Below are 24,500 nucleotides of genomic sequence, written 5' to 3' on the forward strand. Positions count from 1 at the left end.
CCCCTAATCCTGCGGCGCAATCACAAAAGCCGAGGCGATCTCGTCCTTATCGCTCAGGTTCATCACCCTGACCCCACTGGTGGCCCGCCCGTACTGGGCGATGCTGGAGACCTTGGTGCGGATGGCGTTGCCCCGCCGCGAGAGCACCAGCAGGTCTTCGTTCCCCTGTACGCGCATCAGGGCCGCTAACTGGCCCACCTTTTCGTTGGTGTTGAAGGTGATCACCCCCATGCCGCCCCGGCCCTGCAGGGGGTACTCGGAGATGGGGGTGCGCTTGCCATAGCCATGGCTGCCCACTGCCAGCACCTCGCTCTCCTCGCCTTTGGGCAGAATCACCAGCGAGACCACCCGGTCGTCGCGGCCTTCTTTGAAGCGGATGCCGGTCACGCCCTGGCTGGCCCGTCCAGTGGCCCGCACGTCCGAGAGTTCGAAGCGGATGGCCTGGCCGCTCTGGGTTGCGAGCATGACCTGGTCGCCTTCCTGGGCAATGGCCACCCCCACCAGGGCATCGTTTTCTAGCAGATTGATGGCAATCAGGCCGGCGCTGCTGAGGTTCTGGTACTCCTTAATCTCGGTTTTCTTGATAAGGCCGTTTTTGGTGGCAAACACAAAGTAGCCTTCCTGGGTCAGGTCGCGCACGTTGAGCAGGGCCGCAACCTCCTCGCCCTCTTGCAAGGGCAGCAGGCTCACGATGTGGGTGCCTCGAGCCTGCCGGCTGGCCTCGGGCAGCTCGTGAACCTTCTCGCCGTAGACCCGGCCGCGGTTGGTGAAGATCAGCAGGGTGTCGTGCATCGAGGCCACAAACACCGAGATGGCCTCGTCTTCTTCCTTGGTTTTGCCGGCCTGGGCTCCCATGCCGCCGCGGCCCTGGGCCCGGTAGGCCTCGAGCGGGGTGCGTTTGACGAAGCCCTGGCTGGTCAGGGTGATGACCATCGGCTCGTCCTCAATCAGATCCTCGAGGCTGAAGCCTTCCTCAAACTCGGTGATCTGGGTGCGCCGCTGGTCGCCGTATTTGTCCTTTATGGCCAGCAATTCGTCCCTAACCACCCGCCAAAGCCGTTTTTCGTCGCCCAGGATGGCCTCGAGGCGGCCAATCTCCTCCATTAGCTCGCGGTACTCGGCCTGTAGTTTGTCGCGCTCGAGGCCCACCAGCCGCTGCAAACGCATGTCCAGGATGGCCTGGGCCTGCACCTCGGTCAGGCTAAAGCGGCCCATCAGCCCGGCGCGGGCTTCGGCGGCATCCTGCGAGCCGCGGATCAGGGCGATCACCTCGTCGATGTGGTCGAGGGCAATCAGGAGCCCCTCGAGCACGTGGGCCCGCTCCCTGGCCTTGCGCAGCTCGTACTCGGTGCGCTTGCGCACCACCAGGCCCCGGTGGTCGAGGTAGTGGCGCATGAGCTCCAGCAGGGTGAGCACCTTGGGCTCGCCCTTGACAATCGCCAGCAGGTTCACGGTGAAGCTGGTTTGCAGGCGGGAGTGTTTGTAGAGCTTGTTGAGCACCACCTGGGGGTTGGCCCCGCGCTTGAGCTCCACCGCGATGCGCATCCCCTGGCGATCCGACTCGTCGCGCAGGGCCGCGATCTCGTCGATCACCTTGTTGCGCACCAGTGAGGCGATCTGGGCGATCAGATCGGCCTTGTTGACCTGGTAGGGAATCTCGGTAAAGACCAGCATGGCCCGGCCGTTTTTGTCTTCGTTGCGCACCCGGGCCCGCACCTTGAGGCTGCCGCGCCCGGTGGCGTAGGCCTCCTTGATACCCCGGCGCGAGAGCTTGGCCCCCGTGGGAAAGTCGGGGCCGGGCAGCACCTTCATGACCTCCTCGAGGGTAACCTCGGGGTTGTCAATCATCAGCACCAAAGCGTCCACTACCTCGCCCAGGTTGTGGGGTGGGAGGCTGGTGGCCATGCCCACGGCAATCCCCGCCGAGCCGTTGACCAGCAGGTTGGGCAGGGCGGCCGGGAGCACCTCGGGCTGCTCCTGGGTGCCGTCGTAGTTGGGTACGAAGGGCACGGTTTCTTTGTCGAGATCCTGCAGGAGCTCGAGGCCGATGTTGGAGAGCCGGGCCTCGGTGTAGCGCTGGGCCGCCGGGGGGTCGCCGTCCACCGAGCCGAAGTTGCCCTGCCCGTCAATGAGTGGGTAACGCAGGTTCCAGGGCTGGGCCAGGCGCACCAGGGTGTCGTAGATGGCGGCGTCGCCATGGGGGTGGAACTTACCCATCACCTCGCCCACAATCTTGGCGCATTTGACGTGTTTGCGGCTGGGCAGCACGCCGTCCTGGTAAGCCCCGTAGAGGATGCGCCGCTGTACCGGCTTGAGGCCATCGCGCACATCGGGCAGGGCCCGGTCGACGATGACCGACATCGCGTAGTTGATAAAGCTTTGTTTGACTTCGTCGGTGATTTCAACGGGTAAGACCTGGGACATTCAATATCTCCTGTTTGCGGCACAAAAAAAGCGCATGCAGGCGCTTTATATCCAGCGCCCTATTATACTTCAATTGCCTCTATTATGTCAAAAACATAACCACGCGCAATGGATCTTCTCCTTCCGTGCAGTGGCCGCTATTTTATACTCAACCCTGGTGCGCTTCGCGTGAATGCCCGGAACGGCTTTGGTGCTAGCCGGTTTTGGGGTGTTTGCGATCAGTGCGATCAAAACGGAGGAGTCCATGCCCTACATTCTTGCCCTCGACCAGGGAACCACCAGCAGCCGGGCCATCGTCTTCGATCTGGAAGGCCAACCTCAGGCCATGGCCCAGCAGGAGTTCATGCAGCACTTTCCCCAGCCGGGCTGGGTTGAGCACGATCCTCTGGAAATCTGGCAGACCCAGCTCCAGGTAGCCCAGGAGGCCATCCAGCGGGCGGCCATTCAACCCAGCGAGATTGTGGCCCTCGGGATCACCAACCAGCGCGAGACCACAGTATTGTGGGAGCGGGCCACCGGCAAGCCGGTGCACCGGGCCATCGTCTGGCAGGATCGCCGTACCGCCCCCATCTGCGATGAGCTGCGCAAGGGGGGCTACGAGGGCCTATTCCGCCAGAAAACCGGGCTGGTGCTGGATGCCTATTTCTCAGGCACCAAGGTCAAGTGGCTGCTGGAGAACGTACCGGGGTTCCGGGAGCGGGCTGGGAAGGGCGAGCTGTGCTTTGGCACCATAGATAGCTGGCTGATCTACAACCTGACCGGGGGCCGGGTACACGCCACCGACGTCTCCAATGCCTCGCGCACCCTGCTCTTTAACCTGCATACCCAGCGCTGGGACGAAGAGCTGCTGGGCATCCTGGGCCTTCCCAAGGCCCTGCTGCCAGAGGTGCGCCCCTCGGCGGGGCTATTTGGCGAGACCCTCCCTGAGCTGTTTGGGGCCCCCATCCCGATTGCTGGGGTGGCGGGCGACCAGCAGGCGGCCCTGTTCGGGCAGGCCTGCTTTACCCCCGGCATGGCTAAGAACACCTACGGTACGGGCTGCTTTTTGCTGATGCACACCGGGCAGGAGCAGGTGACCTCGCAGAACGGCCTCTTGACCACGGTGGCCTGGCAGCTGGAAGGAGGGCCGCTCGAGTACGCCCTCGAGGGCTCGGTGTTTGTGGCCGGGGCGGTGGTGCAGTGGCTGCGAGACGGCCTGGGTATTATTCAAAACTCGAGCGAGATTGAGCATCTGGCCCGCCAGGTGTCCAGCACCGACGGGGTCTACCTGGTGCCGGCCTTTGTGGGGTTGGGCGCGCCCTACTGGGATCCCTACGCCCGCGGCACCGTTGTGGGTCTGACCCGCGGCTCCAGCAAAGCCCACCTGGCCCGGGCCGCCCTGGAGGCCATCGCCTACCAGAGCCGGGATGTGCTCGAGGCCATGGAGGCCGATGCTGGGCTCCAGCTCTCCGAGCTGCGGATGGACGGGGGGGCCACCGTCAACGATCTTTTGATGCAATTCCAGGCGGACATCCTGGGTACCCCGGTGGTGCGGCCCCAGGTGACCGAGACCACTGCCCTGGGGGCCGCCTACCTGGCTGGGGTGGGGGTGGGACTGCTTACCCAAGCGCAAATTGCCCAGCGCTGGGCCGTGCAGAAGCGTTTTGAGCCGGCCATGGGCCAGGAGGAGCGGGCCCGGCTGTATAGCGGCTGGAAGAAGGCCGTGGAACGGGCCAAAAGCTGGGTGGACGCCTAGCTTTCATATCCACGTCACGCTGGGGTGCTAGGATTGGGATTGGAGGAAACCGTATGGACTTCAAAGAGCTGGTTAATCAGGCTCGGGAAGCTGCGGAAAACGCACTCAAACAGGCCGAAGCCAAATTCAACGAGGTGAAGGCCAACCTCGATAAGGATGGCGATGGGGTGCCGGATCAGCTCGAGGGCGTGATGAACCAGGCCAAACAGGCCGCTGAACAGGCCAAGGCCAAGTTCGAGGAACTAAAGGCCAGCCTCGACAAGGACGGCGACGGCGTTCCCGACCAGCTCAAGAGCCTGGGCGAACAGGCCAGGCAGGCGGCTGAGCAGGCCAAGGCCAAGGCCGAGGAGCTGGCCAGGGCCGCGCAGGAGCGCCTGGGCAAGAAAAGCTAGGCGAACTGGCTGCGCCGGGGGCTGTGTGGCCCCTGGTGTTTCTTATAGGGATGGCCAGACCAACACCTCCTGTCCGACCCGTAGATTATAGAAAAAGAGCGCATCGGAAGAGAGCAGTAGCTGCGGGCCTGCGCTGCTTGCGGCGGCCACGGGCATCTGCAGGGTGCGGTCTTCTGTGCGTACTTCAATTTGCGTGAAGGCGCCAAAATGACTACGCCAGGCCCGCAGGAGCTGGGTGTCGATGCGGGCTTCGGGGGCCCCCTCGAGCCGGGCGACCACCAGGCGCACGGTGTGGGGGGTGCGGGTGGTAATCCGCACCAAACCCAGCCGGGCCAGGCGGCTCACATTGAGATGCACCACCTCGCTGGAAAGCCCGCTGGCAGCGGCCAGATCGAAGAGACTAATGGGCTTGCTCATGTGCCGCAGCAGCTCAAACTCGTCGGGGGAGAGGGTGAGGTGGGTGGTGCGCTGGGCATCGGCGAGCTGCACCTGGTCGAAAGGGCTCAGGTCGAGCCGGGCATCCATAAAGCGGATGGCCTCGAGCAGGTAGTTGTCGAGCGTGCCCTGTAAGCTGGATTGCCTGGCGCGCTCTCCAGCTAAAAAGCGAAACTTACCCTCTTTGAGGGCCAGAATTTGAAACAGCCCATCTTTGCCTACCTGGCCTCTGTACTGCGCGTGCACTGGCTGGCCGCGCTCGAGGTAGACCTCCCCCCCCGGAACTTTGAAAGCACCGGTTTGCCGAGCCTGTGAAAGAAGCTGCAAAAGCTCAATGGGCCCTAAAAGCTCGAACGTGCCGTCCATAGAAGCCGTCTGTACCTCTCCCCTGGTGGGGCGCCCGGGGAGCCTCCGTTTCAAAGCATAGAACTATTTTGGGTCTAACCAGGGCTTTTTTGACCGGGCTGTGAGGTCTGGCTGGGGCTTCGAACAACTTGCTCGAGGCGCAGGGACATATCACGCGCAAAAAAGCCGCTCAGGCTTTGCCCGAACGGCTTTTTGCTTGGTCGAGGCGAGAGGATTTGAACCTCCGACCACACCCACCCCAAGGGTATGTCGCACTCTTTTGGTGTTTTACGAGAAAGGTGGCGAGGTCGCATTTTTGCTTTTCTCAAGCTATAAAGCTGAAATTTGTTCATCCGGTTTCATACTAGCACATACGACCTAAATCGAGTTCATACGGATGCGGTAACTCCCCGGTAACTCCCCTTGGTGTGAATGGAAGTTATACCGACAATATCTGCATTTGCTAGATTGGCAACCCCAAAGAATGAGAACTCGAGACCATGTTCTTGTAGGGTTTTGTGGACAAATTCAAAGCCGAAGCTGGGAGGGGCGAGACTGAAGCTGGGCTCGTGAGGGCAACACAAGCTGTTGTTGACTATTAATCTTGTTTAGTGAACCCGTGCTCTGGTAGTGGTGACTCCAAGAGGCAATAACTCTAAACGAAGTGGGTTCAGAATCTCTCTCCTTAGGCTTTCCTCTAATAAGTCCAGTTGTTCTTGGCTGGCTATCTTTGCGAAAGTATCTCGTGCTGCGCTGATGTACAGAATAAGCTGTTGAAGTTCTAGCATTTTGGCCAACTTAAAGCGGATAATGGCCCGGGTCTTCTCGAGCATGATAATTTTGCTCGCGAGACGTTCAATCTGATTAGACGCTTGTTCTGAGAAGTAGAGCAAATCGTTGAGTTCGTGGATTTCCTCACGTATCGCGGTAGCTTTTATTGGTTTTCCGACCTGTGCGAAATGGTTTAACTTGCGTTCCAGAGCTTTATATGCGTGATCTATTTCCTCGAGTAAGTTGGGTCGGGATGCATAGCGGTTTATGGCAGTCTCCAGAGCGCTTTTGACCACCGCCAGTTCGCGGTTGGTGGCGTGGTGCTCGTCTATTGTTTCAAGGATGCGATCGAGCAAAGTGGAGAAGTCATCGTAAACCAAACCGGAGTAGAGCCTGTGCTTCACAGAAGCTGTCATAGGGTCTTTACGCTTTCCCTGCTTAACCCGCTTGGGATAACCCGCGCCGTGATTGGGGCAGACCCGTAGCCCTCGTACTGCAGCCTTTTTGCACTGCTTGCCCGTGCTTTTCACAATCGCCTGACAACGGGGCGGGTGACCCCGCAGGTGGTCACAATAGGGCTCAAATGCTTTGGCCGAACCTAGTGCACGGGCGATTCTTTGCTTGCCCATAAAACTACCCTAGCACTAACATCCATAGGGCTTCCAAAACCCTCGAAGGCCGTACCTGGCAGTCAGCAATATAACCGCGCTTAAGGGCAAGCTACATATAATATCGGTGTAACATGTTGAATTTGTCAGAAGGTCAGACTGAATCTGTTCCCATTAGTTTGAGGAATCAAGAGGCCGAGCGTCTACGAGATTTTGATGGGTTGTTCCAAATTTACTTGGTGCGCTACAAAGCCTACCCACCCACAAAGCAAGTGGAGGCCTATCTGGCCAAAACAGGGAGTTCGGCTCTGGTGCTTTTTACAAGTGATGAAAAGAGCTTTGTTCTCTCTTATGTAGATGGTGATCGGGCTATCAATGCTCGAGCCCAAAAAGATTGGGTAGAGAACCTACTTAAAGACCTTCTGGAGCTTTATCAGGAAACGGGCGATGTACTGAAGCTGTCGGAGTCAGCTCAAGATGCCATTCATGCTCAGGCCGATGAAAATATAAATCGTCAGAAGCGCCCCTATCGTAACCAGGGGCTTTTTAGCGATCACTACCTAGATACCCGTCTCCGGGAGAGTTCGGAGTGGCTGGAGGATTCAGAGCCGCTAAGGAAGAGGCTGCTCGAGCTCTACAAGGACAAGGAAAGCCTCCTCAAAGTAGCTAATGAAGCCCAAACTGAAGATGAGTTTATCCGGCCCGTCCTCGAGTCCCTTGGCTTCGCTTACTGGGTGCAAGATACCACCAAAGCCACTGGTGGGCCTCAACGCCCAGACTACGTGCTCTACCCCGATGAGGGCACAAAGAGTAGAGCTGTTGTGCACAAAGCAAACGAGGCCAAGCGGTACGCCCCAGCCCTGGCCATAGCCGAGGCCAAGTACTGGGGGCGTGACCTTGATGTGAAGCGAAAGGATGGCAGGGATCGTGTACAAAGCCCGGTCAGCCCATCCTTCCAGCTTAGTGACTACCTTTCCTCTACGAGCCTGGAATGGGGCATTCTGACCAATGGCCAGGAATGGCGACTGTACTGGGGTAAAGCAGCCGATAAGCAGAAGCGCTACTTCGCAGTGGATCTGGTACAGGCCCTCCAGGATCCCGAGGCTTTCCGCTTCTTCTGGCTGTTCTTCCGTCGCGAGGCCTTTACAAAGGGCGCGCAGGGTAGCTTCCTTGGGCGCATTCTCGAGGGCAGCGAGCAGTACGGCTTGCGGGTGGGGAAAAGGCTCAAGGGCGTGGTCTTCGAACAGGTTTTCCCTCTTCTGGCCGAAGGGTTTCTGCGCTACCACAAGCAGGTGCTTAAGCAGCCGCCAGACAAGGCTATGTTGCAGGAGACCTACCGGGCCACCCTGAGCTTGCTCTACCGGCTCTTATTTCTGCTGTATGCCGAAGACCGCGACTTGCTTCCGGTTTCGGATACGTTGGGTTATCAGCAGTACAGCCTTTCACGCATCCGCCGCAACGTTGCCGAATGGCTAGATCAGGGTCGAGCTTACAGCGAGCAATCCTACAGTCTTTGGGAGCGCCTCAGCACCCTTTTCACCTTCATTGATAAGGGGGATTCTACGCTTAGGGTTCCTCCCTACAACGGAGGGCTCTTTAAGCCAGGGGTGTATCCTTTTCTAGACACCCACAAGGTAGCCGATGCCTTTCTGGCCCCCGCGCTGGACAAACTGGCGCGTCAGGAGGACGAGGACGGCAAGCTCCGTTTTGTGGACTACAAATACCTTACGGTGCGGGAGCTAGGGGCCGTATACGAAGGGTTGCTGGAATTCAGCTTGAAGGTGGCGGAAGAAGACCTGGTGGTGGTAAAAGACGATGATCGCGAGGTCTATAAGCCAAAGGCGAAGCTCACTGCTAAGGAGAAGCCCGTCGCCGAAGTCCCCAAGGGCAAGCCCTATCTGGTCAACGACAAAACGGAGCGCCACGCCTCCGGCAGCTACTACACTCCCGACTATGTGGTGGAGTACATCGTACGCAGGGCTTTGGAGCCGGTGGTCGCGAAGCGTAGAGAGGCGCTAGAGAAGGTTCTGACTGAGTACGCCCACTGGAGCAAGAAGCAGGATAAGCGCCCCACAAAGCAGAACGTTGAGCGGCTGACCGAGCTTCGCCACAAAGCGCTGGATACCCTCCTGGATGTCAAGGTGGTAGACCCGGCCATGGGCTCGGGCCACTTTCTGGTGGGGGCGGTGGACTTCCTTTCCGAGCGCTTTGCCAACCTGATCACCGAACTCAGGGCCGAACCCATTACCGATGCCCTAGCCGGGTTGCGGGATGAGATTAAGGCGCAGATGAAGCAGTACGGCCTCGAGCTGAAAGACGAACAACTCTCCGATATCAACCTGCTCAAGCGCATGGTGATGAAGCGCTGCGTCTTTGGGGTGGATCTCAACTCCATGGCTGTGGAACTGGCCAAGCTCTCGCTGTGGCTGGACGCCTTCACGGTAGGGGCGCCTCTTTCTTTCCTGGATCATCACCTGCGCCACGGTAACAGCGTGCTGGGGGTGTCCAGGAGCGAGTTTGTGCGTTGGGTGGAGCGGGAGAACCCGGTTTGGCTATCCGAGCTCGAGCGTGAGGTGGAGGAGGCCACCCGCAAGGCCCAGGAGCTCCTAAGCGTGCGCGACCTCACCCCAGCCGAAGTGGAACTCTCCCAAAGCCTCTACGCCCACTGGGAGTTCGAGTTTCCCGAGGTTTTCTTTGGCCCGGAACGCAAATACAACCCCGGCTTCGATGCGGTGATCGGCAACCCGCCCTATGTGCGCCAGGAGCAGCTTGGACCCAACAAGCCGTTTTTCGAGAAAGCCTACGAGAGTATTTACGCAGGAGCTGCCGACCTGTACACCTACTTCTTTGCTAGGGGCCTGGGGGTGCTCCGCGAGGGCGGACGGCTGGGGTTCATCTCTTCTCGCCAGTTCACCCGCGCGGCCTACGGCGAGGGCTTGCGGAAGCTGCTCACGGCCCACACTCTCCTAGAGATTACCGACTTCGGCGAGAACCCGGTCTTCGAGGGGGTGGGCACCTTCCCGGCCATCTTCATCCTGGAGAAGGGCCAACCAGCCTACCCCATCCGCTACAAGGCGGTGAGCAAGGCCGAGTTTTCGGCGCTGATGGAAAAGCCCTCAGAAGCTCGAGCGGAAGAGCTGGCCCAATTGGTGGAAGGCGGCCAGAACCTAGGCCCGGAGGCTTTCCGCCCCGAGGGATGGACCCTGGGGAGCGCCGACGAGAACGCCATCCTGCGCAAGATGGAAGAGAACGGGGTGCCGCTTGGGGCGTATGTAGAGGGCATTTATTACGGTATCAAGACTGGCTTCAACGAGGCTTTCTTCATTGACGAGCCTACCCGCAACCGCCTGATCAAGGAGGACTCCAGGAGTGCCGAACTCATCAAGCCTCTGTTGGTGGGGGATGATGTGCGGCATTACTATGCTCGGTGGCCCAAAACTTACTTGATTTTGATACCAAGTAGCAGCCATTTCGACGAAGGTTCATGGGCGGATTCACAAATTCAGGAAGAGGCAGAACAAATCTTTAAGGAAACCTACCCTGCCATCTATAAACATCTGGTTTCCTGGAGAGATAAGCTGAAGGCAAGAAGTGATCAGGGGCGCTGGTGGTGGGAGCTTAGACCTTGCGCTTATTATCAACTCCTCGAGGCCCCCAAGATTGTGTACCCCGAAATAGCTAAGGAACCGCGTTTCTATTTGGATTACAGAGGCTTCTATATCAATAAGAAACTCTTTTTCATTCCCCGAGCAGACTGGTATCTCCTGGCAGTGCTGAACTCCAGGGTGGCTTTTGGCATCCTTAAGCTCAGGCTATCTGCACTTGGCGATGCAGACGAAGGAGGCCGCTTAGAACTTCGAGCTGTCCACCTCCAGCACCTTCCCATCCCTAAAGTTCCCCACACCACCCAGGCCTCAGAACTGGAAATAGCCTTAGAGGAAGCTCGGAAACACTACGCTCAAGGGGAAGTTTCGGCAGCCTTGACCTGGGCTGAAAAGGAGCTGGTTGCGGGGTGCAGGGATACTGTGGCCGCCTTCCTGGGCTTCCTGGCCCAGGAGATGCAGCGCATGCAGGCCGAGCGGCTGTCGCTTGAGGGGGGCTGGCGAGGGTGGGTGGAGCACGCTTTTCAGGGCACAGGAAAGCTGGGTAAGGAATGGTTGGCGGAGGACTGGGCAAGGGAGGGGCTAGGGGTGGGTGTCGAAGCCATCACCGAGCGCTTCAAGGTGAAAAGGGTCAAGACCACCCCCCAGACCCTGGCCCAGCTCAAGATGCACACCCAGGAAACCCTCGACCAACTCCGCCCTCTTTACCAGCGCCTGGAAGCTACCGATCGGCTCATTGACCGGCTCGTGGCTCGGCTTTACGGGCTTACCGACGAGGAAGCAGAAAGGCTATGGGCTACCCCATCGTCATAGGGCGCTTTCGCGGAGAGGTTTTGCTTGACCTGGAGGGACTTTTCCTGCTGGTAAGCCTGAATTCATCTTGCTCAGAAGAGGAAATACTCTCCGATTTGAACAGCCTTCACCTGGTGGGGGTGCTGCTTTTACAGCAGAAAGCTTTATTTGTTGGAAGTTCGCGGGTTTTGTCAACCGATTGGAACCAGCCCTGGCTAGAGGGACTGTTGCGAATGGTTGAGGGGGCTGATCCGCTTCAGGCTGAGCGAATTGCGGAGCGGGTGTTCTTAAGGCGAATTTTCGCGAAAGGGCTACAGGGTTTATTGGAGCTAGAACGCCACATGCAGCGGCTGAAAAAGCATGCCAAGCAAGCAGAAGAAGACTGTCTTCATGCCGGTGCTTACGCTGAAGGTAATGAATGGAAGGCTTGGTTGCAAGAGATAGAGGACATTGAGCCTCGTTTGCGGAACCTTGAACTTACCTTGGGCCGCTTTGCCGTGCGGTTGGGTAACCGTTGGTTATGGGGGAGTGAGGATGACCAGAGTACCTAGGTGCTTGGGACGATGTATATACGGCGTCAGGATAGGTTACATCTTTATTTTTGAGGGAGTTCACCGATGAGCCAACCATACTCCATAGGGCCCTATAAAGGGGAGGTGCTGCTTAGCTTAACCGGCTTATTCCATGTGATTCGACTGATTCCGCCTTATCCACCCCGTGCAGTTCTCGAGCAAATCCTGAAGGAGCGGGCAATGCCCACTTTGGTGCAGTGGGATAACCAGGTGGGCCTGGTAGGGCCGGAGCAAACTCTGTGGGTAGAAGCCGAGCAATCGTGGATGGAAGGCTTGATCCGGCAACTGGAGCCGCTAGACCCCCTCAGCGCGCCCGAGATCGCCGAGCAGGCCCTGCTAGAGAAGCTGGTGGAGAATGCTGGAAGCCGTCTGTGGGCTTTCCTGGATGATGTGAACATGCTGTTGACTCATGGCGAAATGGCGCTAGAGACGGCCCAGGCATCCCGCCGTTATGACCGGGTAGCTACCCTAGCCCAGTGGCTCGAGCGCCTGCTCAAGGTGCAGCAGAGCGGGGAAGCCCTAGCCGAGCTTTGGGGGGCTTTCTCTGGGAAAAAGCGAAGCATGCCCGCAAAGCATCCTTCAAAAAAAGCGCCAGTGCCTGATAAGACCCGCAAGCGAACCAAAGGTGCGGCCTTGCCACAAAAGGAGTACCGTTTGCCCATTTTGCGTGCGCTGGCAGAACTGGGGGGACGTGGAAAAACTGCGGAGGTGCTGGACAGGGTTTATCTGCAACTGAAACATCTTTTTACCGACGGGGACTTGGAAAGGGCCTACGATGATCCCAGACGGGACGAACCGATATGGCGAAACCGAGCACGCTGGGAAATAGCTGCTTTGAAGGAAGAGAAGCTGGTGCAGAGCGGTGGCTATGGGGTACTGATTCTCACAGATAAAGGAGCAGCCTACCTGCACGGGGCTTAGATATTGTCAGATTGGCAAGGAGCCTCGTTTCATATTACACTGCGGTTATGCCGATAAGTAAGGGCAATATGGCCGATTCGGGTTTTGGCCCATCTGACATAGTGGCCGAACGAAAAGCCCTGCTGGAGCGGCTGGGAGGGCTTCCAGCCACCCTGCTCTCGGTACGCAACGAGGAGTGGTTGTACATGCTGCAGGAGGACACCCACCACTCCCTGGCCATCGAGGGGCATTTTGCGACCGAGCAGCAGCTCAAGGCGGTGCTGCAAGGGCGCAGGAGCGGCCCCGAGATCGTCAACTACTTTCGCACCGCGCAAAGCCTCTACGACCTGGCCCTGCAATACCACCTCGAGGGCCAGACCCACCTCGACCTGGCGCTGATCCGCCACATCCACAGCGAACTCTGGCGCGACCTCGCACCCGACCGGGGGCGCTTTGCCTTGAACGGCGAGGCCCGGGTCATCCAGGGAGCCCAGGTGCGCCCGCCGGTTTACGACGTGGAGGCCTACATGCGGGCGTTCGTGCGGGTGACGCTGGAGCTGCTGCGTCAGTACCCCATTCTGGAGGCTCTGGCCCGCTCCCATACCCTTTTCGAGGCCATCCACCCGTTCAAAGATGGCAACGGACGGGCCGGGCGGATTCTGCTGAGCTACCTGGCAATCAATCAGGGTTACGTGCCCATCGTGATCAAAGGACTGCACCCCGAAGAGCGCAATGCCTATTACCAGGCCCTCGAGGCCGCCGACCGGGGGTTTCACCAGGGCTTCCCCCCACCCAAACCACCCCTGCTGCTGGAGCGGCTGGAAGAAGGGAACTTTGCGCCGCTGGTGGGGTTGCTGCTCGAGGGGATGCTGCCCCGCCTGGATCAGACCATTGCCCTGTCCCTGGCCGCCCGGGTGCCCCTGCTGGGCCTGGAGGAGGTGGCCCGGGCGCTGGGGGTACCCCGTGGGACGCTGTACCAGTGGCGTAAGCGAGGGCGTCTGATCGTACTCAAGCCACAGGGGCGGCGTGCAGGGCTGCTCAGCCACCCCTGGCTCTTCCTGGGAACCCAGGACACCCCGGCCCAAACACCCGCGAACTTCCCACCCATCCGCGAAAACCAAGCAGGCCAGACCATGAGCCTGTTTGAAGCCGTGTTGCAAAACCCTACCGATACTCGTTTGGAGTGAGTATGTCTGCCAACCTGCAATTACCCGACTTCATCGATAATGACCACCTTAAGCTTTCCGAGGCTCTGAATTTTCTGTTGCGAAGCCAACCCCAAGCCGACATTGCCAGTGGTTACTTCAATCTTGGAGGCTATGCCTTGGTCAAAGATGCGCTGGCTGAGATTCCCCGGCTGCGGATTTTACTCTCCAAAGAAGGAGGAATTGCAGCCGGGGAATTGTATCCAGCGGGCTTCCAAAAGGATTTGGCCAGTGCGAAGTTTGCTACACGCAACCGTGAACTGGCTAAAGAACTGGTACAACTTTTATTGCGGCCAGAGATAGAGGTGCGACTCTACACCAAGGGCTTTTTTCATGGCAAGGCCTATATCTTCGGAGATGTTGCTATCATCGGCTCTTCCAACTTTACCCATGCCGGGCTTACCGCAAACACCGAACTCAACTCGGTGCACAAACAGGGTTATGCGGCCCAAGCCGCACGGGAGTGGTTTGAGCGTTTTTGGGAGCAGTCTCAGGATTATAAGCTCGAGCTGGTTAGGCTCTTGGAAGAGTCCAAGCTCATCAGTAGCGGATACAGCCCCTATCTGATTTTCCTAAAGAGCCTGTACGAATACTTCAAGGACGAACTTACCGTTGACCTAGAGAAAGGCCGCAACATTGGTAAGTCCCTGGTAGACCTAGCCGATTTTCAGCAGAAGGCCTTCGAGCGGGCCCTAAAGATTTTGGAGAAGTACGATGGGGTCTTTATCGCCGATTCGGTGGGTTTGGGTAAGACTTGGATCGGTAAGAAACTCCTGGAACACTTCGGCTACTTTCAGCGTAAGAAGTGCTTGGTAATCGCACCAGCTCAACTTTCCCAGATGTGGGAAGATGAACTCCGCTCCATCCAGGTAGCTGCACACGTTGTAAGTATGGAGAGCATGGGACGCTCGAACTTTGATGCGTCCTCATACTTTGATGCTGAGGTAGTGCTGGTTGACGAATCTCACAACTTTCGTAATTCCAACCAGCGATATGCTGCTCTCTCTCGCATAATGAATGCTGGGCGGCGAAAGAAAGCAATAATGCTCACGGCAACCCCCATTAACAACTCTGTCTTCGACCTTTACAACCAGATCATGCTCTTTGCCCGTGGAGAGCGTTACTTTGCCCGTGCTGGCATTCCTTATTTGCGTGGCTATTTCATCCGTGCTTTGGAGGATGGTGATCTGCTGAATTTGCTTGAAGAGGTGATGGTTCGGCGTACTCGCCAGTTTGTAAAGCAGGAGTTTCCCGAGGCCGTCATCAATGGTGAACCGGTGCGCTTCCCTAGGCGTGAATTGCATACCGAGCGGTACGACCTAGAAGCTATTTATCCCGATCTCTACAAGCAAGTAGCTGTACGCTTCGAAGAGCTTATCTTGGCGGCCTATAATCCAGAAGCTTTTCTCGAGAGACCCACTGATAAGGAGGAGCTTGAACGTCAGCGCAACGAGGCTCTAATTGGTCTGATCAAAAGTTTGCTACTCAAGCGCTTTGAGTCAAGTGTGGAAGCATTTCGTATTTCATTGCGTCGTCAGATTGCCTTTCATGAGCGCTTTATTGAGGAACTTATGCATGGGCACCTCCTCTCGAGCGCCGATTACCGTCGCCTTATAGCCCTGGAGAACGAGGAGGAGGTCTCTTCTTCAGTACAATCCCTTCCCACTGTAGATGCTTCGGCGTACCGAGTATTGGAGCTGGCTCAGGTAGCAGCGGCAGACCTTGAGCACCTACGCGAGATGCTGAGAATGGTGGAACCTGTGGCCGTGGAAAACGACCCTAAGATAGCCAAGCTGATCGAGTTGATTCGCGAGAGACCAGGTAAAAAAATAGTTGTGTTTTCCTACTTTCAGGATACCATCCGCTATCTTGAGCAGGCCTTCCGAGAAACCTATGCAGAATCCTTGCAGGCTGTGCGATGGGCGGTGGTGGATGGTAGCGTTCGCACCAAAGACCGTACAGACATTCTTAGGCGATTTGCGCCGAAATCTCAGAAGACCCAGGTTGCTCCCGAGGATGAGCTGGACCTGCTCCTTGCCACTGACGTATTTTCTGAAGGCCAGAACCTGCAAGATGCTGATACACTGATCAACTTCGACCTGCACTGGAACCCTACACGTATGATTCAAAGAGCCGGGCGTATTGACCGACTCGGCTCTCCGTTCGAGGTAATCCATATCCATAACTTTTTTCCCGAAGATGGCCTCGAGGAGATGCTGGGCTTGCTTGAGCGGCTAATGGAGAAGATTGTACAGATCGATAAAAACGTGGGTCTGGATGCTAGTATCCTGGGTGAGGTGATCAATCCCAAGACCTTTAATGCCTTGCGCCGCATCGAGCAAGAGGATGCCCGAATTGCCGATGAATTAGAGGCTGAGGCCGAGATTTCTAGTGAATTCATGCGGGCCTTGCTTTCTACGTATCTGCAAAAATCTGGAGCAGAACGGCTTGAGGCTATTCCCTATGGGGTCCACAGTGGTATGGCAGGGAGAGGACGGCGAGGGATTTTTTTTCACTTCAAAGTAGGAGATGAGCATATTTGGCGGTTCTATGACGTGGATAAGAGGGAAATTCTTGACTCCAAGTATCGTATATATAACCTCATCCAGTGCGAAGAACAAACCCCAAGAGTAGATGCCGATTATAATGTTGACGACATTCTCGCTGAGGTAAGTCGACACCTGCTTGAGGATTTAAACATCCAAAATGCCGTTCAAGTGGATACGCTTCCCAAAGCCCAGCGTGAGGTTCTGACCGCTCTTAGGGGATTAGCCCGGCACCCACAGATAGATCGTCAAGAATTGATCGAACTGTTAAAGAATCTCAATCAGCCACTTTCACGAGTGCTGGTGCGTGAGCTCGAGTCTATTCATAAGGCGTATGAAGCCCAACCAATGGAACTCGTGAAAGCCCTTAGAGCTTTTGTAGAGCATTATTACCTTACCCAAACGGATCAATCTGCGCAAGCAAATCGTCGTTTTAGTGAGGAAGATCTAGAACTGGTCGTTTATTTGACGCTAAGTGCAACGCAGTAAGCTCAAACCCTAGGTACATGACAAAACTTGCAAGAAGCAGGTAGGAGAGGATAAGAATAGGGACTGCCCCACCAGAGGTAGTCCCATGCATCATCATAGCGAACTCATCGAAGTTCTACGACCCCATCTGAAGTGGCATCGCGCCAGACTGGATTTTCTGTCGGCCTTTGTGCTGGCTTTGATCCGAGTCCGGAGTGTCAACCTGGCCCAGATCGCCCTGGCCTTGAACCCCTGGGTGCACATAGCCTCCAACTACCGTCGCTGTCAAAGGTTCCTGGCCGAGTTCAGGTTGCAGCAGGAAGTCATCGGACGGCTGATCTTGAAGCTCTTGCCACAAGACCCGGCGCACAAGCTGGTTTTGAGCCTGGATCGTACCGAGTGGACCTTGGGTCAGGCCAGCATCAACCTGCTGTTCATTGGAGTGGCCCATCAGGGGGTAGCCTACCCCCTGGTGTGGTGCTTCCTGGGTAAGGCCGGTAGCAGTAATCTGCAGGAGCGACTGGGCTTGCTTCGACGGCTGCTCACGTTCTTACCCAAAGAGCGCATCCAGTCCCTGTGTGCGGATCGGGAGTTTGCCTGTACCGGTTTTCTGCGCTACCTGCGCTGGCAGCAACTGCCCTACACCCTGCGCATCAAAGCGGGGAACCGGGTAACCTACAAGGGCCGCAGCCGACCCGTCCAGCAGTTGTTCCGACATCTGGACTACGGGGCGTGGGAAGCCTTACCTAAACCGGTCAAACTGTGGGGGCAACCCACCTACCTGATGGGCAGTCGTTTGCGAAAGGGGGAGTACCTGCTGCTGATTACTGAGGCGGAGCCGGAGCGGGCCCCTGCCCGCTATGCCCGGCGGTGGGAGATCGAGACCCTCTTCAAGGCTTGCAAATCGCAGGGCTTCGACTTCGAATCCACCCACCTGACTCGGGCTGAACGGATTGAGTCGCTGGTTGCATTGATGAGCATCGCTCTAGTCTGGGCGCATAGGGTTGGTGAATGGCGTCTACAAACCCAGCCCATCCCCATCAAAAACCATGCGCGCAAGCTCTACTCCACCTTCCGCTATGGGCTTGACTATCTACGTCAACTTCTCTTTGCCCCAGAAGCTAGGAAAGCAGAACTGTACGCTTGTGTGAGGCTTTTGTCGTGTACCTAGATCGAAATAGACCGACCCTGTCCGGTTTGCCCGCTTGAGTTTCTTAGGCATAATCTGCCCCCAATGATTCCATAGAACTATTGAGCCTTAGTAACTCCCCGGTAACTCCCCAAATACAAAGAAAGCCGTTCAGGGCTGATTTGACGTGGGTCAATAATCTTGTCCTGAACGGCTTTTCTTTTGGTCGAGGCGAGAGGATTTGAACCTCCGACCACACCCACCCCAAAGGTGTGCGCTACCAGGCTGCGCTACGCCTCGATTGGTTGTACCTGAGTCAAAGCCTCAGGCGCATCCACAAGTTTAGCCACCAAAAGCCCAAACGTCAACACATCGGCTTGACCTCTGGCGAGGCCACCGCTATACTCATAACTCGCTGCGGGCGGTTAGCTCAGCTGGTTAGAGCACACGCCTGATAAGCGTGAGGTCCCGGGTTCGAGTCCCGGATCGCCCACCAGAGCCCTGAGGAAGCGGCCCCCCTAAGCCCATGGGGGGCCGCTTCCTTGTGCTGGGTAGACGGGCTAGTAGTAACGAGACGGATCTACGTAGTGGAAGCTGCCGTCGTTGTCGATTACAATCACCCGGAACCACATCTGGTTGCTGGGGATCAGCACGCCCCCTCCGGTAAAGCCAATCACCTGGCCCTGGGCTACCCGCTGGCCTACCGAGACGCGGGGCTCGAGCACGTTGACATACTGGGTGGCCATCTGGTCGGAGTGGCGAATGGTGAGGGTGTAGCCCAGGTTGGCGATGAACAGGCTATCAATCACCACCCCGTCGGCGGCGGCTACGATGGGACTGGATGCCTGGCTCCCCTGGAGGGTTTGCCAGTCGTTGCCCTGGAACCCGTAGGGCTCGGCGACACGGCCACCGCGGACGGGAAATTGCAACGCCCCCACCACCTCACGCGGAACCGAGGGAAGCACCAGCGCGGCCTCCCGTTCCCGCTGGGCTTGCAGCTCGCGGCGGCGGCGTTCCTCGGCCTCCCGGCGGCGGCGCTCCTCCTCGGCACGGCGGCGTTCTTCGGCGAGGCGGCGCAGTTCGGCGGCAATGCGGCCCTGCAATACCTGCAACTCGGCCCGTAGCTGGGCCTGGGCCTGCAGGGTTTCGCGCAGGATAATCTGCCGCCCGGCCTGCTGCCGTCGCAGGTTGGCCAGGGTGAGCTGCACCGTCTGTCGGTTCTGTGCCAGGGCAGTGATGCGCTGCTGCCGTTCGGCCCGGCGTTCGCTGAGGGTATTGACGAGCAGCTCGAGCCGCACCCGTTCTTCATCTAGCTGGCGTACGGTGGTTTTGATGCGCTCCATCAGGTCGGTTTGGTGCTGCCCCAACACCCCCACCCACCGGCTCCGCACCGATAAGTCGGTGAACGATTCGGCTCGCAAGAGGGGCAGATAGCGCCCGGCCCGCTCGCGGTGCAGGCTCTGCAATAAGGCCGAAAGCCGCTCGCGGAGTCCCTCGAGCTCTTTTTGCAGGCTGGCTATGCGGGTCTCGGCTTGCTGCTTCTGGCTTTCCAGCAGGGTGATCTGGCGGGTGAGCTCGGCCCGCTCGCGCTCGAGGCGGGTCATCTCGGCCTCTAGGCGGCGCAATTCCTGAATCTGCTGCTTGGTGGCTGCATCGAGGTTGGCCAGGTCGCGGTTGAGCTGCTCGATGCGCTGCTGTTGTAACTGAAGGAGCCGCCGGTTTTGCTCGGCCTGCTGCTGGAGCTGGTTCAGGCTGCTCTGCCCGAGGGCCCAGGGTGGGAGAATCAGCAAAATGCCTGTAAGCCACAAGAGTGTGGCAATACCTCCAGCACCATAGCGGAAGCACAGGGCCGGCAGTCTGGTTGGGTAGGGCCTTTGGGCTTGCCTCATAAATCGGTCTCCCGCAGGTGGGCCCGGCTGGCCAGATAGGCCCCGGTGGCCCCCAGCAATACCGCCAGTACTAGCATGGCCAGGGCGGCTCGAGCCAGGTCGCTATCGGCCAGTACGGGTACAAAAGGCAGCAGGTTTTGCAGGGCCTCTGCCAGAAAGCGATAGGAAACCGTCCCCAGCCCCAACGCCACCAGGCCGGCGGCCAGGGTCAGCAGGGTTCCCTCAGCCACAAAGGGCCCCTGGATGAAGCGGCGGGTGGCCCCCACCAACTGCATGACCCGCAGCTCCTCGCGGCGGTTTTCGATGGATAGCCGAATGGTGCCCATTACGCTAAAAAGCGTATCCAGCAAAAGTAAAACCACCAGTATATTGACCGCTACCCGCAAGCCCGCCAGCACGCGAACCAACTGCTCGGTGAGCGCACCGCCGTACTCCACGCTATCGACGCCTTCCAAGCGGGCCACCCTTCGCCCCACCTCACGCACCGCCTGGGCGTTGTTTAATTTGATGCGAATCGTGTCGGGAAGAGGGTTTTGGATAAACTCGCGGGCCTGGGCCAGGTAGGGGTAATCCAACTGCAAGGTGGCGAGGGCTTCTTCCTTGGTTTGCAGCCGGGCCTCGCTGACCTCCGGCCAGGTTTTGATCTGCTCGAGCAGGGCATCTACCCGAGCCTCGGGTTTGAGGAAGGCGGCCACCTCCAGCTCGCGCTCGAGGGAGGCCACCACCCGATCCAGGTTCCACAGCAACAAACCCAGCAAGAACAGGAGTGAAAACGACACCAAGGCGGTAAAGAAGGTGGCTAGGGTGCTGGTGAGGTGTTGGCGCAACGACCGCAGGGCCTGGGAAAGGGCGTACACGACCATAGTGTATCGGCTGGGGGCTGTGGGTGGGTGAATTGCTGCTAAGTGTTTGCTTACAGGTTGCTGGGCCGATAGGGGTTTGCACCAAACCACGATGGTTTACTGTGTAGAATAGGCTTGTTGTACGACCGCGGGCGGTTTTTGTAGCTACAGGAGGCCGGAATGTGCTAAGTGGAGACCTGGCAGAGTTCCCCCTTTTGCGGCTCTTGGAGACCCTAATGGGGGCGGCCAGGGGTGGGGTTTTACGCATCGAGCACCCCAGTTTTGTGGGCAGTATCTACCTCGAGGGCGGGCACCCGGTACACGCCGAGGCCGGTAGGCTGCGGGGTTTAGAGGCCTTGGAGCTGCTGGCTGGCCTCAAATCGGCGCCGTTTTGCTTCGATTCTGAGCAGAATACCCGTGAGCGCAGCATTGAGCCTGGCCTCGAGACCCACCAGCTCATTGTGCATCAGTTTGAAGCCTGGAACGAGGTCAGCCTGCCCGATAACTGGACGCTGACGCTTCAAGCCTGCTCGATTCAGGGGCCAACCCAGCTCAGCCCCCTCGAGGCCAGCGTTTTGGCCCAGGTACAGGGGAAAAGCCTGGCCCAGGCCTTGATGAACGAGCGGCTTTCGCCCCTCGAGGCCGCTCAGGTGCTCAGCAAACTGCTGCGGTTGGGCTTGCTCGAGGCCCGGAACCACCTGGTAATTGAGCCGGAGCCTTTGGTGGTGCTCACTCTGTATGGTGGGGGGCAGGGGGTGGCCGCCATCGACGAGGAGCTGTTTGCGCGCTGGCAGGGCCTGGTAGGGGAGGGCTTTGTGTTGCGCTTGCGCACTAAAAACCAGGAAGCCACCCTGCGCCCGCAACCCCGCATCAACATGCAGGGCCGGGTTGGGTTGTTCGAGCGTGATCTGCGCCAACTGCGCCTCAGCCGGGGCGTATTGGTGGAAGTCTGGCCGGAGGCCAGGTAGAACGAAGGCAGCTTATGGATATACTCACGCTTAACGACTACGTCAATCGAGCGGTCTACGGCGAATGGATGATGCTGGTGTTCATCCTGGTGGGGCTATACCTCTCCTTGCGCACCGGCTTTCCGCAGTTGCTGCGGCTGGGGGTGGCGCTCCGTGAAACGCTGGGGGCTATTCGAGAGCGCTTCCTGAGCTTTGGAGGCCAGATCACGCCCTTCCAGGCTGCGATGGTGGCTATGTCGGCCACCATCGGAACCGGGCACATCATCGGCATGGTGGGTGCAGTGGTGCTGGGGGGCCCCGGTGCGGTGCTGTGGATGTGGGTGGCCTACCTGGTGGGCATGGCCACCAAGTTTTCCGAGGCGGTTCTGGCGGTGCACTTTCGACGCCAGTACACCGATGGCTCGGTGTTGGGTGGCCCTATGGTGTATATCCGCTATGGCCTGGGCCGACGGATGGCCTGGCTGGCGGCTTTGTTTGCCCTCTTTACCGCTATTGCTGCCTTTGGAATCGGCAACCTTTCCCAGTCTGGGGCGGTGGGGGCGGCCCTGGCGCAGGAATTCAACGTGCCGCCAGCGGTTACCGGCCTGCTGGTTGCGCTGCTGGTGGGAATTTTGCTGGCCGGCGGCATCCGTTCGGTGGCGCGCTTCGCCCAGATGATCGTGCCCCTCAAGCTGGTGTTGTTTTTGCTGGCGATTCTGCCCCTTATTGTCATCCACCTCGAGAGCCTGCCCGCGGCCCTGGCGCTGGTGTTTTCCTCGGCCTTAAGCTTTCAAGCGGCCGCCGGGGGGGCTGCGGGGGCGGCGGTCTCGCTGGGCCTGGCCGAGATTCTAAAAGCAGGGGTGGGGCGGGGCATCTTTGCCAATGAAGCCGGCCTGGGCTCGGCTGCCATTGCCCATGCACAGGCCCAGGTCGATCACCCGGTGCGGCAGGGTTTCTGGGGCCTTACGGAGATGCTCTTAAGCCTAACCGTGACCACCCTGATGGCCCTGACCTTTATCGCCAGCGGGCTCTGGCAACGCTTTTTGGGCGGCGACCGGGTGGAAGCGGCCCGTGCTTTGTTCGCCGAGCACCCGCTGGGGGTGGCCATGCTGGGCCTGATGCTGGCGGTTTTTGCCCTGGGAACCATGGTTTCCTGGGGGTTTTACGGTGAAGAAGGCGCGGCCTATCTGTTTGGCGAGGGCATCCGCTGGCCTTACCGCCTAACCTTTGTGACGTTTGCATTTGTGGGGCCGATGGGGGGTCTGGCGGCCCTGACCAGCGTGGCCGATACCCTCAACGGTTTGATGGCCATCCCCAACCTGGTGGCCCTGCTGGCCCTGGGGGGGCTGGTGGGCCGGCTGGTGCGGGAGTTCTTCAGCGGAATGCCCTGGCAGCCGCCGGAGGAAGACTAGGGCGCAAACCCGGTGATCGCCGGCCTAGTGGGCAAGCTGGTTTTCACCCAGGGTTGCATTCGCCGCGCAGGCTTGCCTGTACACTTGGCGCATGAGCGTACCCAAGCGACTGGTGGTGGGGCTTTCGGGCGCTTCGGGGATGCCCTACGCCCTGGATCTGCTGCAAACCCTGCGACGGGTGGGGGGGTTGGAAGTCCACCTGGTGATGAGCCAGGGGGCCAAGCGGGTGCTGGCGGAGGAGGCGGGGCTGAGCCTCGAGGCTGTGGAGGCCCTGGCCCATGTGGTGCACCGCAGCAGCGACCTGGGGGCCCCCATTGCCTCGGGGAGCTTTCGTACCCTGGGTATGGTGATTGTGCCGTGCAGTGCGACCACCCTGGCTAAGGTGGCCTACGGTCTGGCCGACAACCTCCTGACCCGGGCGGCCTATGTGACCCTCAAGGAGCGCCGCCCCCTGGTGCTGGTGCCGCGCGAGGCCCCGCTGCCTTTGCCGAGCCTCGAGGCCATGGTCAAAGCCACCCTGGCCGGGGCCACCATACTGCCGGCTGCCCCCGGCTTCTACCACAAGCCCCAAACCATCGAGGATCTGCTGGCTTTTATGACCCAGCGCATTTTGGATCTGTTGGGGCTTGAGTACTCCAGGGCGCCGCGCTGGGGCGAGTTACAGGAGCTCGAGCTCGACTAGCGCAGGAAAAACACCCCGTACACCACCCCGATCAGAATGCGGTAGATGGCGAAGGGTACAAAGCTGTTGCGGCTTACGAAGTCCAGGAGCCAGCGCACCGTAAGCAAAGCCGATATGAAAGCGGCCAGAAAACCCACGACCAGCAGACCCCAGCTATCGGCGCGGAACTGATCCATGTGGCGCACCAGGGAGAACCCGGTGGCCGAGAGCATGGTGGGCACGGCCAGGATGAAGGAGAACTCGGCGGCGGCCCGACGGGATAGCCCCAGGGCCATACCCCCCACGATGGTAGCCCCGCTGCGCGAGACCCCTGGCATCATGGCGAGGGCTTGCGACAGACCGATCAAAACGGCGTGCGGCACAGGCATTTGATTGACATCGTCGTAGCGCTTATGGTGTTGCAGCCAGCGATCCACGAACAGCAAAAGAATGCCCACGCCAACCAGATTAATCACCACAATTAGGTCGTTACCCAGGAACACGTTCTCAATCACATCGGCCAGTAAAAAACCCAGAATGCCAGTGGGAATAAAGGCCACAATAATGCGCTTCCAAACCTCTATATCCCGCAGAAAACGCTGAAAGTACAGGGCTAAAACAGCCAGAATGGCTCCTAGCTGGATAACCACGATGAAGCTTTTGATAAAAGGATCGTTTTCGATATCGAGCTGGAGCAGGTGAGCGGCTAGGGTAAGGTGGCCGGTGGAGGAGATGGGCAGGAACTCGGTTAAACCCTCCAGAATGCCCAGGATGAGCGCTTCAAAAATGGTCACGCCCAAGAGGATATCACGCCTAGATGAAGCC

17 protein-coding genes and 2 tRNA genes are annotated in these 24,500 nt (G+C 58.7%); 12 read left to right on the top strand and 7 right to left on the bottom strand.

Annotation, left to right across the window (positions count from 1 at the left end):
- Positions 1–3: 3 nt before the first annotated feature.
- A complete protein-coding gene (gene gyrA, locus MRUB_RS02205; RefSeq protein ID WP_013012732.1) occupies positions 4–2,424 on the bottom strand; it encodes a DNA gyrase subunit A in 2,421 nt (806 codons plus the stop codon).
- Positions 2,425–2,668: 244 nt separating this feature from the next.
- Between gyrA and glpK the strand changes: the two genes are divergently transcribed.
- Both glpK and MRUB_RS02215 read left to right on the top strand, forming a co-directional pair.
- Positions 2,669–4,159: a glycerol kinase GlpK gene (gene glpK, locus MRUB_RS02210; RefSeq protein ID WP_015586324.1), complete on the top strand. Its 1,491-nt coding sequence runs from the start codon at positions 2,669–2,671 to the stop codon at positions 4,157–4,159.
- Between the two features lie 53 nt (positions 4,160–4,212).
- Positions 4,213–4,551 (top strand): hypothetical protein, encoded by a 339-nt coding sequence (locus MRUB_RS02215; protein WP_013012734.1) that lies wholly within the window; start codon positions 4,213–4,215, stop codon positions 4,549–4,551.
- Positions 4,552–4,593: 42 nt separating this feature from the next.
- On the opposite strand, the gene MRUB_RS02220 is transcribed toward MRUB_RS02215, so the two are convergent.
- Together MRUB_RS02220 and MRUB_RS02225 are read right to left on the bottom strand one after the other, a co-directional pair.
- Positions 4,594–5,352 (bottom strand): DUF4388 domain-containing protein, encoded by a 759-nt coding sequence (locus tag MRUB_RS02220; RefSeq protein ID WP_013012735.1) that lies wholly within the window; start codon positions 5,350–5,352, stop codon positions 4,594–4,596.
- 587 nt (positions 5,353–5,939) lie between these two features.
- Positions 5,940–6,731 (bottom strand): hypothetical protein, encoded by a 792-nt coding sequence (locus MRUB_RS02225; RefSeq protein ID WP_152024867.1) that lies wholly within the window; start codon positions 6,729–6,731, stop codon positions 5,940–5,942.
- Between the two features lie 800 nt (positions 6,732–7,531).
- Between MRUB_RS02225 and MRUB_RS02230 the strand changes: the two genes are divergently transcribed.
- The 6 genes from MRUB_RS02230 to MRUB_RS02255 all read left to right on the top strand — a co-directional run bounded on the left by MRUB_RS02230 (position 7,532) and on the right by MRUB_RS02255 (position 17,966).
- Complete coding sequence (locus tag MRUB_RS02230; RefSeq protein ID WP_160143422.1) at positions 7,532–11,125, top strand: Eco57I restriction-modification methylase domain-containing protein; 3,594 nt, start codon at positions 7,532–7,534, stop codon at positions 11,123–11,125.
- Positions 11,104–11,655 carry a hypothetical protein gene (locus tag MRUB_RS02235; protein ID WP_013012738.1) on the top strand — a complete coding sequence of 184 codons (552 nt, stop codon included), beginning with the start codon at positions 11,104–11,106 and terminating at the stop codon, positions 11,653–11,655. The genes MRUB_RS02230 and MRUB_RS02235 overlap by 22 nt, the downstream gene beginning before the upstream one ends.
- Before the next feature lie 201 nt (positions 11,656–11,856).
- Positions 11,857–12,597: a winged helix-turn-helix domain-containing protein gene (locus tag MRUB_RS02240; RefSeq protein ID WP_015586327.1), complete on the top strand. Its 741-nt coding sequence runs from the start codon at positions 11,857–11,859 to the stop codon at positions 12,595–12,597.
- A 47-nt stretch (positions 12,598–12,644) separates the two neighbouring features.
- A complete protein-coding gene (locus MRUB_RS02245) occupies positions 12,645–13,763 on the top strand; it encodes a Fic family protein (RefSeq protein WP_015586328.1) in 1,119 nt (372 codons plus the stop codon).
- 2 nt (positions 13,764–13,765) lie between these two features.
- Positions 13,766–16,816, top strand: coding sequence for a helicase-related protein (locus MRUB_RS02250; RefSeq protein WP_013012741.1), 3,051 nt, complete (start codon positions 13,766–13,768; stop codon positions 16,814–16,816).
- An 85-nt stretch (positions 16,817–16,901) separates the two neighbouring features.
- Positions 16,902–17,966 (top strand): IS4 family transposase, encoded by a 1,065-nt coding sequence (locus tag MRUB_RS02255; protein WP_013012742.1) that lies wholly within the window; start codon positions 16,902–16,904, stop codon positions 17,964–17,966.
- Positions 17,967–18,147: 181 nt separating this feature from the next.
- Here the strand turns inward: MRUB_RS02255 and MRUB_RS02260 are convergent.
- Positions 18,148–18,224: transfer RNA gene (locus MRUB_RS02260), tRNA-Pro, on the bottom strand.
- A gap of 119 nt (positions 18,225–18,343) precedes the next feature.
- Between MRUB_RS02260 and MRUB_RS02265 the strand changes: the two genes are divergently transcribed.
- Positions 18,344–18,420: transfer RNA gene (locus MRUB_RS02265), tRNA-Ile, on the top strand.
- Between the two features lie 64 nt (positions 18,421–18,484).
- Here the strand turns inward: MRUB_RS02265 and MRUB_RS02270 are convergent.
- Both MRUB_RS02270 and MRUB_RS02275 read right to left on the bottom strand, forming a co-directional pair.
- Positions 18,485–19,813: a murein hydrolase activator EnvC family protein gene (locus MRUB_RS02270; protein ID WP_013012743.1), complete on the bottom strand. Its 1,329-nt coding sequence runs from the start codon at positions 19,811–19,813 to the stop codon at positions 18,485–18,487.
- On the bottom strand, positions 19,810–20,676 hold the full coding sequence (locus tag MRUB_RS02275) for a cell division protein FtsX (RefSeq protein WP_013012744.1): 867 nt from the start codon (positions 20,674–20,676) through the stop codon (positions 19,810–19,812). Before MRUB_RS02275 ends, MRUB_RS02270 begins: the two co-directional genes overlap by 4 nt.
- 161 nt (positions 20,677–20,837) lie before the next feature.
- Here MRUB_RS02275 and MRUB_RS02280 point away from each other — a divergent pair, with 161 nt between their 5' ends.
- From MRUB_RS02280 to MRUB_RS02290, 3 genes are all read left to right on the top strand, one after another.
- Positions 20,838–21,623 carry a DUF4388 domain-containing protein gene (locus MRUB_RS02280; protein ID WP_013012745.1) on the top strand — a complete coding sequence of 262 codons (786 nt, stop codon included), beginning with the start codon at positions 20,838–20,840 and terminating at the stop codon, positions 21,621–21,623.
- Positions 21,624–21,637: 14 nt separating this feature from the next.
- The gene (locus tag MRUB_RS02285) at positions 21,638–23,014 is read left to right on the top strand and encodes an alanine/glycine:cation symporter family protein (protein WP_013012746.1); all 1,377 of its coding nucleotides are present in this window, start codon (positions 21,638–21,640) and stop codon (positions 23,012–23,014) included.
- A 91-nt stretch (positions 23,015–23,105) separates the two neighbouring features.
- A complete protein-coding gene (locus MRUB_RS02290) occupies positions 23,106–23,696 on the top strand; it encodes a UbiX family flavin prenyltransferase (protein WP_013012747.1) in 591 nt (196 codons plus the stop codon).
- Here MRUB_RS02290 and MRUB_RS02295 read toward each other — a convergent pair.
- Complete coding sequence (locus MRUB_RS02295; protein WP_013012748.1) at positions 23,693–24,469, bottom strand: undecaprenyl-diphosphate phosphatase; 777 nt, start codon at positions 24,467–24,469, stop codon at positions 23,693–23,695. The two genes, MRUB_RS02290 and MRUB_RS02295, sit on opposite strands and share 4 nt — an antisense overlap.
- Between the last annotated feature and the right edge of the window lie 31 nt (positions 24,470–24,500).

It is taken from the genome of Meiothermus ruber DSM 1279 (assembly GCF_000024425.1).
Classification (GTDB): domain Bacteria; phylum Deinococcota; class Deinococci; order Deinococcales; family Thermaceae; genus Meiothermus; species Meiothermus ruber.

Coding starts and splice junctions, on each gene's coding strand:
- gyrA (WP_013012732.1), bottom strand. CDS start 2,424: ATGTCCCAGGTCTTACCCGTTGAAATCACCGACGAAGTCAAACAAAGC.
- glpK (WP_015586324.1), top strand. CDS start 2,669: ATGCCCTACATTCTTGCCCTCGACCAGGGAACCACCAGCAGCCGGGCC.
- MRUB_RS02215 (WP_013012734.1), top strand. CDS start 4,213: ATGGACTTCAAAGAGCTGGTTAATCAGGCTCGGGAAGCTGCGGAAAAC.
- MRUB_RS02220 (WP_013012735.1), bottom strand. CDS start 5,352: ATGGACGGCACGTTCGAGCTTTTAGGGCCCATTGAGCTTTTGCAGCTT.
- MRUB_RS02225 (WP_152024867.1), bottom strand. CDS start 6,731: ATGGGCAAGCAAAGAATCGCCCGTGCACTAGGTTCGGCCAAAGCATTT.
- MRUB_RS02235 (WP_013012738.1), top strand. CDS start 11,104: ATGGGCTACCCCATCGTCATAGGGCGCTTTCGCGGAGAGGTTTTGCTT.
- MRUB_RS02240 (WP_015586327.1), top strand. CDS start 11,857: ATGCCCACTTTGGTGCAGTGGGATAACCAGGTGGGCCTGGTAGGGCCG.
- MRUB_RS02245 (WP_015586328.1), top strand. CDS start 12,645: ATGCCGATAAGTAAGGGCAATATGGCCGATTCGGGTTTTGGCCCATCT.
- MRUB_RS02250 (WP_013012741.1), top strand. CDS start 13,766: ATGTCTGCCAACCTGCAATTACCCGACTTCATCGATAATGACCACCTT.
- MRUB_RS02255 (WP_013012742.1), top strand. CDS start 16,902: ATGCATCATCATAGCGAACTCATCGAAGTTCTACGACCCCATCTGAAG.
- MRUB_RS02270 (WP_013012743.1), bottom strand. CDS start 19,813: ATGAGGCAAGCCCAAAGGCCCTACCCAACCAGACTGCCGGCCCTGTGC.
- MRUB_RS02275 (WP_013012744.1), bottom strand. CDS start 20,676: ATGGTCGTGTACGCCCTTTCCCAGGCCCTGCGGTCGTTGCGCCAACAC.
- MRUB_RS02285 (WP_013012746.1), top strand. CDS start 21,638: ATGGATATACTCACGCTTAACGACTACGTCAATCGAGCGGTCTACGGC.
- MRUB_RS02290 (WP_013012747.1), top strand. CDS start 23,106: ATGAGCGTACCCAAGCGACTGGTGGTGGGGCTTTCGGGCGCTTCGGGG.